We start from the raw sequence: 11,190 nt of genomic DNA on the forward strand, positions 1-11,190 counted from the left end.
ACGTCTGTATTCTTCGTCATGGCGTGATCTCCTTGGCGGTGTCAGCCGCCGGTTGGGTGGGTTTCGTTCACCCGGAGATTACGCCACCTTCAAATTTCCACCACCTTCGCGACACGACCAGGCCCTGGCGCCCAGTTCTCTACGGCCATTCCAGCACCGGTGACATCATTGCCCCGATCCGCGACACGACCACCGCGGATTCCCGGCTCGACGAAGAAAGTGCCGCTGACATAGCCAGGGCCATCGTCGCCATCCGGTCGCACTTCATGCCGAACCGAGCCAGGACGGCTCGCAGCTGAGCAGGCGCTCCTGTCAACTCGGAAAAACCGTGTGGCGATGATCGCGCTTACGGTCGGCGCGTCACTTGGAATGTCGGTTAGAGTTGACACCTGTTGCCAGAAACCGATGGATGTGGCAGCCGTATGAGCAATGCACGCCTTCTTGGAGTCCGCGAATGAAATTCCGTATAATCGCCGCCATCGCGGCACTCTCCGCCACCTGCATGCCCCTGAGCGCCGACCAGGCGCAAGTGTCTTGGCTGTTCGTTCTGACTGGCGAATCCGCCGATCTCGGGACAAGCGAGGCAACATTCGTCGAAGCGGACGGTTCCGTGTTTGGTTTCACAGACCGACCCAACCGCCAGCACACGGATATGAGCCTGAGCACGTTTGCTGGCCTTTGGCGAGACGACGGTCCTTTTCATGGCGACCATCCAAACGCAGTGTTCACCTTCGCGTTTGAAGGCGAGATTTCTGAAATGGAAGTAGTGATAAATTCGGTCACCTTAGACGGTGATCGCGTGTTGATGTCATTCGACACACTTTCAGGCAGCGCGCCCGGTGGCGTAGGTGACTTCAGCCTCTTTGTCGATGGTGCTGACACTGCCACGATGCTCGTTTATTCAAGCACCTTCGTGCCATTCGATAGTAGTTTTTGAGCGCCGCAGAGCCTGTTGCATAATCGGCGCCTCGTCGAGCGCCCCCCCCCGGTCCCGATCGACGTCACTCGGGTAACTGCACTCGGGCGGCGTGATTCCCTTTGCGTCAGCTGCCGTTGAGGGATCGCCATGGATCATTTCTTCCGCGAACCGGATCGTCGCCAACGCTTCCTGCTCCCGGTCGACATGATGGACTGGCTGCCAGAGGGCGACATTCGTCCACGTCGTTGTGGATGCTGTCGGGCTCATGAAGCTCGTGAGCAGCGAGCCCCAACCGTCAATCACAGCGCACCCCACTGTCGCAGGCTGTCATCTGATTGCGGCGCCTGCAGGTCGAGCCAGATAGCCACCGCAGCGCCAATGGCGGAGTGGCTATCCGCATATTTCCAGATCGGTTCTTTCTCCGCCTGCCAATGCGGCGAAACAATGGCACCAAGCAGAGCCGGGCGGGTTTTCGCGCGCATGAGATCTAAGCCTTGCGCAGAATGCCCAAGTCGCGGCGCAGATGGATAGATGACGAAGTTGAGCTTCATGACGAGCGTGGCTTTTGCGCGACTTTCTAGGCGCGCGCGATGAAGACCCCGGTGATCGCGACGGCCCATGGCGGCAGTCTCGAGACCGTGCGCGACGGCGAGACCGGCTGGCTCGTCCCACCCGGGGACATTGCCGCGCTCGCGAATGCGATCAGCGCCGGGTTGGCCGATCCCGCGCGGGCGCGCATGATCGGCGAAGCCGCGCGCCGTCACGTACTAGAGAACTTCACGACAATCCGCACCCTGGCCGCGGAACGATCGGCCTATGCGCGCGCGATCTCCGGGAAGGACCGCCGACCGTGAGCGCGCCGAAGACGGCATGGATCCTGAGCGACGGCAAGCAGGGACATCTCTCCCCGATGATCGGCGTCGCCGAGGCCCTCGGCATTCGATTTGAGATCAAGAGCGTCCCTCGCATCCGTGCGATCGACCTCGTCCTGTGGCCCATCATGGCGCATTTCGGCGTCCACCCCGTGCGGGCCGGCGCCCCCCCACTCATGCCGCCCTATCCGGATCTCTGCATAGCCTCGGGTCGGCGTACGATCCGACATCTGCGCATGGTCAAGGAGGCATCGCCCCAAACCTTCTGCGTCTACTTCATGGACCCGCGCTCGGCGAGGGCGGGGGCGGATGTGGTGGTTTCGCAGCACCATGATGGTCTTTCGGGCGAAAACGTCGTCAAGGTCCGCACCGCGCCGCACCGGTTCTCGGCGGAGAGGCTCGAGCGCGCCCGACGCGAGGCGCGAGCGGAACTGGCCGCCTTGCCCCGCCCCCGCGTGGCCGTGCTGATCGGCGGCGACAGCCGCCACCACCGTTTCAAGCGCAGCGACATCGCGCGCCTGTCGGCCGCGATCGATGACCTCGCCGGCAGCGGCGCGGGCCTGATGATCACGCTGTCGAGGCGGACGCCGCCTTCGCTGGCGCAAGCCATCCAGGCCCTGGCCGGTCGCGACAACGTCTATCTCTGGGACGGCTCGGGGGAAAACCCGATCACCGAGTTCCTCGCGCTGGCCGACCAGATCGTGGTGACGGGCGATTCGATCAGCATGATGGGCGAAGCCGCGGCGACCGGACGGCCGATCCACATCTTCTCGCCCTCGGGCGGACATCCCAAGTTCGACCGGTTCCAGCGCGCACTCGGCGAGGTGGCGACGCTGCGACCGTTTCCAGGGGCATTGGGCGGCGATCCATACTCTCGGGTCGACAGCACCCGGTTCGTTGCCGACGCCATCCTCGACCGCCGTTCTCGATGGCTTGCGAAAGGAAGGGAAAGCGGGTAAGCGACCGCTTGATCGCAGACTCGTCCAAGCCGTCCCGATAGCCACGCCCATGTCCCTGCAAATCGTCACCTTACTGAAGAGGGGCGATCGCTTATTACAAGCAGATGCCCATACTCAAGATCGCCCTCGAAAAGCATTGCAATCCAAAGCCTGGCGTCGGGGTTGGCGCCCTCGTAGAGGCGGCATAACCATGCACCACGCAACGCCGCCCAGCGCGCTTTTCATTGGCGATCGGGACAATGCCTGCAAAGCACAACATTGCACTAGGTAACAGACGATGTTGTTAGGTCAAGACACTTTGCAAGATGCTTATTCCGCCGGGGAGACATCCCATGAGGTGGCGTGCCCCGGCATTACCCTTGCGTCTTGGCCGGCTTTGCTCGAGATCTCAGACGGCGCAGCGAAATCCTTTGTCTGGTCCGACGAGGGCCGCTTGAGCGTCATTGGTGCGTTTGAGTTCAATACATCGCACCAGGAGTTAACGCCTATGATTGTTGATCAGTCGTCTGCCGCGTTGATGAAGACAATGCACGACGCGCTTAACGAGACCAACAAGTCGAAATTCAGAGAGTTGGTTAGCAAATCTCGCTGGCACTTCACAAAGCTGCGCAAATTTTGTGAACGCATGGCCTAACGCATCATGTTCTGGTTCAGTCAGGCTGGCCCGAAATATTACCGGTCTGCGTGTCTCCAGATCGGCGCTTAGTGGTCCTTCCCCTCATCGCGACGATTGACGAACAGTTCCGCATCGTCCGCCTTCGGTGTGACCATCTGCCCCTACAACAAGGATCCGGGCTGCCCGGATCAGATAGTGAATGGCCTGACGGACATAATCGCCTTTCGAGTAAAAGATGATCGCCGCGCGCTACGAGGATGGCAATCCAGACAAATCGTAATCGCCGTTCCCCGGCCGTCAATCACAGCGCACCCCGTCGCCACTCCCATGGCGGCTGCACCCTCCCCGCCCAGATGTCCCGCCGCGACGCTCGACTAGTCGCTGGTCGGCGAGAATGATCGGGAGGGTCCTGCTCAAAACAGCACCTCCGATGTCACGGGAACCCTGGCCGTCTGCGCTGGATATCGACGGTTGCAGCAGCAGGTTTGTTCGTATTATGTTCTCAAGCGTCCGAATCCTCCATCATCCGACGGGCCGAGCCTTGAAAACCGTCATCATCGTCGAAAAACCAAGCCAGGCGCGGGACCTAAAGGCGGCGATTGGTAGCCGCTTCGGTGAAATCCTGCCTGCTGAGGGGCACCTCATACGGCTCGCCGAGCCTGAAGAGGTGAACGCCGGTTGGAACCGCTGGTCATGCGATCTCCTGAAGCCGGACGGTCTCTATCCGACGCGGGCCGCGCGCGAAAAGACAAAGTCGCTGAAGCTCACGGCGATCGAAAGCGCTCTGAAAGATTGTGATGGCGTGATCCTGGCAACTGACTGCGACCGCGAAGGGCAGCTGATCGGACAAGAGATCCTTGAGCACCTGCGCTACCGCGGCCCGGTGCGGCGCGCGCTGTTCACCGCCCAGGACCCGAAGACCCTCAGGCAGGCTTTTGACAGGCTGAAGCCGAACACCGATATGCAGCCGCTCTACCAGGCGGCTGTGGCGCGCCAGCAGGCCGACCAGATTTTCAACCTCTCCCTCACCCGCACGGCCACGAAAACGCTGCTGGCGCCCCAGGCACGTGGGGTCATCGGCATCGGACGGGTGAAGACGCCGACGCTTGCCATCGTCTGCATGCGCGAACTCGAGATCTTGAACTTCAAGCCTGAGGACTATTTTGAGGTCGAGGTCACTGCCACCGTACAATCCGGCAGCTTCGCCATGCGCCACGCGCCGCCGGAAACGAAGCGCATCAAGGACAAGGCCAGGGCGGATGCCATCGCCGCGGCGCTCGCCGGATTTCAAGGACCGATCTCACTGAAGGTTGACGTCAAGCGTCGAGCTCCTCTTAAGCTCTTCGATTTGCCCGCCCTGCAGAAGCACTGCAGCCAGCGCTGGGGCTGGACCGCCGACAGGACTCTATCTGTCGCCCAGGAACTTTATGATGGTCACGGCAAGAAGCTCATCACATATCCCCGCGCCGAGGCGCGGTATCTATCGGAGAACCAGATCGCTGACGTTCCGGCGATCGTTTCTGCGCTCCTGAAGGTCAGGGGCTTTGCCGACCTTGAAATCGGCCAGCCTGTCATCCGCCGCGGTAAGTCCGGCACTTTCTCCGACAAAGCGTTGGTGGGTGTGGCCCACCATGCCATCATCCCGAACGTGAACGTCCTCGAGGAACTGGACGAACGGGTCGCGCGCCTCTCGGAGGACGAGAAGAAGCTTTTTGCTGTGATCTGCCGCTCCTACCTGGCGGCCGTTATGCCCGACTATGAATACCGGCACACGGTCGTCACGCTGGACGTGCCGGTGCCGGGGGACGTCCCCGCGAGTTTCAAGGCGACGGGACATGTTCCGCTTCGCCTCGGCTGGAAGGCCGTGTTTGGTGCCAGTTCGGCCCAGCAGGAGGATGGTGCAGAAGTCGCCGAGACGCTACCGCCCATGAAGGACGGCGAAACGGCGGCGCTCAGCGAGCCAAGGGTCAAGGCTTGTACCACCGAGCCGCCGGCCCGCTACAACGAGGGCACGCTGATCGATGCGATGCAGAATGCCTGGAAGTTCGTCGCCGACCCAGCACTTCGGGACAGACTGAAGGAGGCCAAGGGCATCGGCACGCCTGCGACCCGCGCCGAGATCATCAAGGGGCTAAAGGCCCAAAACCTCCTCGCGGCTTCCGGCAAGTATGTTATTCCTACTGCATCGGGGCTCCGGCTTTATGAACTCCTGCGCAGCGCCGCCCCCAGCCTCGTGGATCCGGGTATCACCGCGCAGTGGGAGATGCACCTCGATGAGGTAGTGCTCGGGCAGAGCGACTTCCGCGCAGTGATCGACGGGATCGCTCAAAGCACCGCGGAACTGATCTCCAGCATGCAGCAGCAGGCGGGCATCAAGCTCGGCCTTGCCCCTGCTCCGCGGGCCAACCTTGGTGGAAGAGGTAGCCGGAGACCATTTTCGGCAGGTCCCCGCAAGGGCTCGCGAAAACGGACGGGCGGCCAACCGAAGGGCGCCGCCTCGCTACAGAGTAGGGATCACAGAACTCATCCGACAGACACCCTCTCAACCGGAAGTGGGCGTCCCGAATCAGGGAGGGACATTTCTAGAAAACCGACCCCGCGCATGGTCGCCTTTGCGCGATCACTTGCAAAGCGCAAAGGCATCGTTCTGCCACCGAACTGCGAGTTAAATTTTGATCAGTGCCGGAAGTTCCTCGAGCAGTATGCAAATCCCAACAGCTCGTAATCGCCGAGCCCCGGCCGGCAATCACCGTGCACCCCCGTCGCCACTCCCATTGGCGGTTGCACCCTCCCTGCCATATTCTTCGGCGCGCGGCGTGAGCCTCTTTTTCGTCTGAGACGTAGGCCGTGCAGTATTGCCAGCGCGCCGTCGCAAAGCCACCCTGATACCCGCTATTGGGAAGCTGACAAAAGCAAACGTGTCGATTCGATAATATTTCGCAATTCTTCCAATTCTATTTCTTTCTCATACTCGAAAACATTCTGAGACAATTCGATTTCTAATGACATCGAATCGAAATGTCGGGATATATTTTCAGATAAATATTCCTCTTGTACAATTAAATCACGCCCCTTGACTGACAGCTCACGCTCCTTCGTCCTCAGCGTCATTTCACAAGTGAGCAGCCGTGACGCAAGAGCATTGAGTTTTTCAACCGGCCCACCCCAATCCTGCAGGGCGATGCGATATAGCAGCCGCGGTGACTCGCTCGATATCAATGCTTGATTTTGGTGAGAGTCTCCTTCGACATCGCGGCGCATCCCGATCCGTTCCATGACAGCAATGGACCGCTTGTCATTAAAATCGGCGTAAGAGACAACTTCGCTTAGCCCGAGTGTGCCGAACGCAAACTCCAGCCATGCCAAAGCTCCTTCTGTCGCGTAGTATTTGCCCCTGTATTCCGGCGCCAGCCACCACACAATCTGAAGCGAACTTTCCTCCGGCACAACAGGGATCGGCCCCGGTTGAAGCCCGATCAAGCCGATGGTCGTTCCGGTCGTGATCTCCTCGGCTGCACAACACCCAAACCCACGCGCATCATTGTCAATGCTCAATCGCTCCATGAAGTTTTTCGCGGATGTCGCTGTACGAATTAATCCACTCTGGCTCGCGATCTCCTGCTCTGTACAAAAGCGATGGAAAAGCGTAATATCTCGCTCCTCCCAATTGCGCAGCAACAGTCTATCTGTTCTGAGAGGATGCACGAATAACCTCTAATATATGCTTCATACTGCTATTTAGACCTTTGTATTATAAACTGGCTCGCAACATCGAAACGCTCGACGGCGAGCCTGTCGTTATCCTTATGCCCACGCTATCAGGTCTTGAATAGCTGGATCTTGCCGCCCGAATTGGCAATGTCAACTTGAATTGCTCCCCATCACCGGCCGAGGGTCGTCAGCAACCATTCACCGCGCGCCCCGCCTCCACTCCCATGGCGGTTGCACCCTCCCCGCCCATATCCCGCGGCGCGCGGCGCGAGCCTCATTCTCATCAGGTACGTCAGCCGTGGAATATTGTCTGTACGCCATCGCCCACCCCGCCGAAACCAGCCACTGGCCGATGTCATTGCCGTCGGCTTCGCACTGGGCCACCATTCGCTGGTAGCGGTCCGTATCAATCCGTCGGCAACTCACCGTCGCTTGTGCAACGAAGTCTGAAAGTGCCAGTAGCCCCCTTGCCTGAAGCTGATGATACCAATGGCCCCGCCTCACGGAAGCAGCAACCCGCCCACCTCACCAGTGCGGCTGACGAGCGCAATCTGAATGCCCGACGATTTCAGCCGGGGGCGCTCCCGCCAGTCCTCGGCAATGCGCCGAAAGGTGGGCGTGTCGGGAACTGCCGCAATCAGAATGTCGTCGTCCGCAGCGCGAAAAAGAAGAGCCTGTCCTATCGCTGTCGTCAGAAGCGGATACTCGGGGCTTCCAGGCTTCTTAATGAGCGGCCCCTTTTTGCATTCGGCAATAATCCTCCGACCTCCGACAACTGCCTCCACGTCTCCCAACCCCGACTGTGAGTGAATGCGCATGGTCGCGCCCCGGCGCAGATAGGTCGCCGCCCATTCGTTCCGGCTCTTGCCGTCCTGCCCGGATACCTTCCACCCGTAGGCCCGAAGGTAGCCGCGAATGTCGAAGACCTCTGCGCCGTGGACCATGATGGAGGCCCCATCAATCGCCACGTCAACGTGCCCTTCAAAGCCCGGAAGCTCGGACAGGTATTCGGCCAGCCGGATTGAAACCTCGGCCTCCGGCATTCGATCTTCTGGCCCAATCCAGCCGAAGACCCCACGCTCGAGTTGCATCGCCATCTTTCTCGCCTCCCTACGCCACATCGTAAGTTGCGCCTACCGCTCGCCATAACCTTCCAGACGCACGAGCGCCAAGCCGTCATTGACCCGTGCATTCAGGGCGCTGCCACACTCACCCTCGCGGCGCAGACCGAAAGCGACGTTCTCGAAAACCGTCATGTACGGAAACAGCGCGTACTCTGCTGTGCGTCCTACTGAGATTGCTGCGGGCAACCAACAAAAAAGACAAAAAGTTTGTCAAGTTTATTGACCGCGCGAAAAACGTGACATATGTCTTGTCTCGTTAGGGGCGAACCCCGAGGCCTGCACAGATGAACCGACAATGACCCTTGCCGAACTTGCCGACCGCTTAGGCATTCCGCCGCGACAGATCCGCTTCATGATCGCCGAAGGCATCCTGCCTCCAGCGGCACGAACGGGCCGTTCTGCCGATGCGTATGACGAGTCGCATGTCACCATGGGTCAGCGGTATCTGGCGCTGCACCGAATGGGAATGAAGCCCGGATCGATCAAGGTGCTAATGGCATTCGACGATGCCGTACCGATCTTGCAGGGGCATGGGGTTGAACTCCGGATCGATCCACAGATTCCGCCCGAGGAGTTGGACGTTGAGGTTGTCCTGGCAGCAGTTGGGGCGGCGCTTAGGGCTTATACGAACAGAGGATAGATCCTATGCAGGCTACCGCGCTCGGCCATCACTTGGAAACGCTCCACGACGGCTTGACGACGTTTTGCGAAGGCGAGCCCGTGCCGGTGCCGCTCACTGCCACAATGATCGCGGTACGCATCGCCTCGGGTCTGGCTATTGTGCGGACCACACGGAGCTTCCGCAATGCCGAGGCGAATCCGATCGAGGCGCTGATGACTTTCCCCGTGGGCTTCGACGCCGTGGTGACGGAACTGGTCGCCACCATCGACGGACGGCGGATGCTCGGCGTTGCAAAGGAGCGATCCGAAGCTCGGGAGACGTATGAGGCCGCGTTGGATGCAGGCCGATTGAGTGTGCTCCACGAGGAAGCCCTGCGCGGCATTCACATCCTGTCGATCGGCGCGCTTCCGCCGGGGGCTCAGGTCGCGGTGGAATTAGAACAGGCCATGCCGCTAATCGATGTAGGCGGAGTTCCATCCCTGCGTCTGCCAATGACTGCAGGGCAACTCTACGGAAGCTCCCCCCTGCTCCCCTCCGATGATCTCATTACGGCCGACGGGATTCGCCATGTCGCAGGGCTGTCGATTACCGTAGATGCTGGCCACGCGGTGCTGCACGGCCAGACGGTGGTCCCGGACCAGCCGGTGGAAATCCTGCTCGATCGCGCAGTTGAAGTGCTTGTCGAAGGTGGCTCCTTCGGCTCACTCAGCGGAAAGGCGGCGGACGGAAGCACGGTGAGCCTGACCATTGAACCCGTCGGGTCAGGAGAGGCCGCGCTTGACCTGCACGTGATCGTAGACCGGTCCGGCTCCACCAATAGCCCCGTGCGCGATGGGACATCCACTGTCTGGCAGGCAATGCGGGACGGCTTGGCGTCGGAACTAGGCGAAATGCGAGTGACAGACCGTGTCACGCTTTGGCAGTTCGACAACGACTGCCAATTTCTCGGTGCAGCTCGCGGCCCAGCCTGTGCAAGGCTGGTCGAAAAACTTGATGGCCCGCGTGGCGGAACCGAACTCGCAGGCGCCATCCGAGCAGCGCTGGCTAAGGGAGCGAAAGATATTCTGGTGCTGACCGACGGTCAGACTTGGGCCCACATGGTCGAAGACCTGAAGGGCGGAGGGCTTCGCATCTCGGCAATTCTTGCTGGACCTCAAAGCCTCGACGCGAATATCGGCCATCTCTGCGCACTGACAGGCGGCCAGGTGCAATACGCACCCGGGCGCGACGTCGCTTCGGCATTGCGGTCGGCTTTTGCGTCACTGCGCCAGGTTGGCGCGGCTGTTCAGGGAGAAATCACAGAGGCCGGCCCACGGACCATGGCTGCGCTCCGGGGTGGGGTCAGGCTGCGGGTCGATTGGTCCCCGCCAGAGCCCGGGACTACCACGGACAGCGACGCAATCGGTCGCTTCGCCGCCGCGCTGGCACTGCCTCTTCTGCCGGCGGCACAGGCTGAGGCCTTCGCCCGCGCGCATAGCCTTTGCACCCATATGACGAGCCTGGTTCTGGTCGACGATGCCGGCGAAGTGACTGAAGGATTTTCTCGGATGAGAAAAGTTCCGCTCATGGCCAGCGCGTCCATGAGTTCTTCGATTGCCGCGTGCATGGCTCCGGACATGGCCGCCACGCGGCGGGAGGAATTGGCTGCACCGAACATGTTGTTGGCAAGGCGCCCGATCGTTGACGCCATTCCAAGACAAATTTTGTCGGACAGCGAACCGAAATCTGTAAAGTACGGCATGGATATTGAAGGGTCGCAGGCCAGCCATTCGGTGCCGAAAAAATCATCGCAAAAGACTATGCTCAAACGAACCTTGGACTGGCTCCGTGGCGAAGAACGAGTGCCTGATATGATGCTGTTCAATGGCTTTTCTTGGGACACCCATGGCGATACACTCCTCGCAGGTGACCTCAGTATACTGTCTGCCGATCAAAGGAATGTGGTGGAACGATTGGCCCAGCGTGTTCAGTCAGCCTATGCCTCCGCGAATGCCGTGGGCACCGGCATTCGCGACTCTCGCATCCTCGCGCTCGGCCTAATCGCCGACCGTTCAAAAGGGCGCATTGCAGAGCGCTTCGCCCGTCGGGCTCTTAAGGGCGCACCACCCTGGCTTCTGGCCAAAGCTTAATCGCTGGGCCAAAAAGAAGTTATTGATTTCGACGGGTTGTGATTGATGCGGAATGCAGAGATTCGACGGAGATGAGGATGCCTTGAAGGAAGAGTGGCAGATCGACAGAGATTCGTGTCCTCAAGTATCCCCTCATTTATTATCCGACGGCGAGGACGGCGGCGGTGAGGTTGTTTTGGCGGATCAACGCCTGGAAGCGCTGGATCAGGGCGCATAAGTCTGGCTCCGGCATGTTGGG

At 60.3% G+C, this 11,190-nt stretch carries 10 protein-coding genes and 1 pseudogene; 7 read left to right on the forward strand and 4 right to left on the reverse strand.

The features are described 5' to 3' along the window. Positions 1-299, forward strand: a pseudogene (locus N1F91_RS30280) (hypothetical protein); the annotation flags it as partial. 155 nt (positions 300-454) lie between these two features. Further along, entirely contained in the window at positions 455-937 is a 483-nt protein-coding gene (locus tag N1F91_RS30285) for a hypothetical protein (RefSeq protein WP_289997626.1), read from the forward strand. A 281-nt stretch (positions 938-1,218) separates the two neighbouring features. Here the strand turns inward: N1F91_RS30285 and N1F91_RS30290 are convergent, their stop codons facing one another. Then, complete coding sequence (locus N1F91_RS30290; RefSeq protein ID WP_289997627.1) at positions 1,219-1,470, reverse strand: hypothetical protein; 252 nt, start codon at positions 1,468-1,470, stop codon at positions 1,219-1,221. Between the two features lie 39 nt (positions 1,471-1,509). On the opposite strand from N1F91_RS30290, the gene N1F91_RS30295 reads away from it, so the two are divergent. The 3 genes from N1F91_RS30295 (at position 1,510) to N1F91_RS30305 (ending at position 6,091) form a co-directional block, all read left to right on the forward strand. Continuing rightward, positions 1,510-1,773: a glycosyltransferase gene (locus N1F91_RS30295; RefSeq protein ID WP_289997629.1), complete on the forward strand. Its 264-nt coding sequence runs from the start codon at positions 1,510-1,512 to the stop codon at positions 1,771-1,773. After that, on the forward strand, positions 1,770-2,750 hold the full coding sequence (locus N1F91_RS30300) for a mitochondrial fission ELM1 family protein (RefSeq protein WP_289997630.1): 981 nt from the start codon (positions 1,770-1,772) through the stop codon (positions 2,748-2,750). Before N1F91_RS30295 ends, N1F91_RS30300 begins: the two co-directional genes overlap by 4 nt. A 1,157-nt stretch (positions 2,751-3,907) precedes the next feature. Beyond that, positions 3,908-6,091, forward strand: coding sequence for a DNA topoisomerase (locus tag N1F91_RS30305; RefSeq protein WP_289997631.1), 2,184 nt, complete (start codon positions 3,908-3,910; stop codon positions 6,089-6,091). 167 nt (positions 6,092-6,258) lie between these two features. Here N1F91_RS30305 and N1F91_RS30310 read toward each other — a convergent pair whose 3' ends face one another. The 3 genes from N1F91_RS30310 to N1F91_RS30315 all read right to left on the reverse strand — a co-directional run bounded on the left by N1F91_RS30310 (position 6,259) and on the right by N1F91_RS30315 (position 8,174). Next, a complete protein-coding gene (locus N1F91_RS30310; protein WP_289997632.1) occupies positions 6,259-7,044 on the reverse strand; it encodes a GNAT family N-acetyltransferase in 786 nt (261 codons plus the stop codon). Between the two features lie 231 nt (positions 7,045-7,275). Continuing rightward, a complete protein-coding gene (locus tag N1F91_RS31235) occupies positions 7,276-7,581 on the reverse strand; it encodes a thermonuclease family protein (protein WP_354670578.1) in 306 nt (101 codons plus the stop codon). Then, the gene (locus tag N1F91_RS30315; RefSeq protein ID WP_289997634.1) at positions 7,578-8,174 is read right to left on the reverse strand and encodes a hypothetical protein; all 597 of its coding nucleotides are present in this window, start codon (positions 8,172-8,174) and stop codon (positions 7,578-7,580) included. Before N1F91_RS30315 ends, N1F91_RS31235 begins: the two co-directional genes overlap by 4 nt. 322 nt (positions 8,175-8,496) lie before the next feature. On the opposite strand from N1F91_RS30315, the gene N1F91_RS30320 reads away from it, so the two are divergent. Both N1F91_RS30320 and N1F91_RS30325 read left to right on the forward strand, forming a co-directional pair. Beyond that, complete coding sequence (locus tag N1F91_RS30320) at positions 8,497-8,841, forward strand: MerR family transcriptional regulator (protein ID WP_289997636.1); 345 nt, start codon at positions 8,497-8,499, stop codon at positions 8,839-8,841. Positions 8,842-8,846: 5 nt separating this feature from the next. Continuing rightward, positions 8,847-10,952, forward strand: coding sequence for a VIT domain-containing protein (locus tag N1F91_RS30325; RefSeq protein ID WP_289997637.1), 2,106 nt, complete (start codon positions 8,847-8,849; stop codon positions 10,950-10,952). Positions 10,953-11,190: the final 238 nt, after the last annotated feature.

The organism is Aquibium sp. ELW1220, from assembly GCF_030398385.1.
Taxonomy (GTDB): Bacteria; Pseudomonadota; Alphaproteobacteria; order Rhizobiales; family Rhizobiaceae; genus Aquibium.

What these genes read in the sequence shown, in the direction of transcription:
- N1F91_RS30290 (WP_289997627.1), bottom strand. Translation starts at nt 1,470, where the DNA reads ATGAAGCTCAACTTCGTCATCTATCCATCTGCGCCGCGACTTGGGCAT.
- N1F91_RS30315 (WP_289997634.1), bottom strand. Translation starts at nt 8,174, where the DNA reads ATGGCGATGCAACTCGAGCGTGGGGTCTTCGGCTGGATTGGGCCAGAA.
- N1F91_RS30320 (WP_289997636.1), top strand. Translation starts at nt 8,497, where the DNA reads ATGACCCTTGCCGAACTTGCCGACCGCTTAGGCATTCCGCCGCGACAG.
- N1F91_RS30295 (WP_289997629.1), top strand. Translation starts at nt 1,510, where the DNA reads ATGAAGACCCCGGTGATCGCGACGGCCCATGGCGGCAGTCTCGAGACC.
- N1F91_RS30285 (WP_289997626.1), top strand. Translation starts at nt 455, where the DNA reads ATGAAATTCCGTATAATCGCCGCCATCGCGGCACTCTCCGCCACCTGC.
- N1F91_RS30325 (WP_289997637.1), top strand. Translation starts at nt 8,847, where the DNA reads ATGCAGGCTACCGCGCTCGGCCATCACTTGGAAACGCTCCACGACGGC.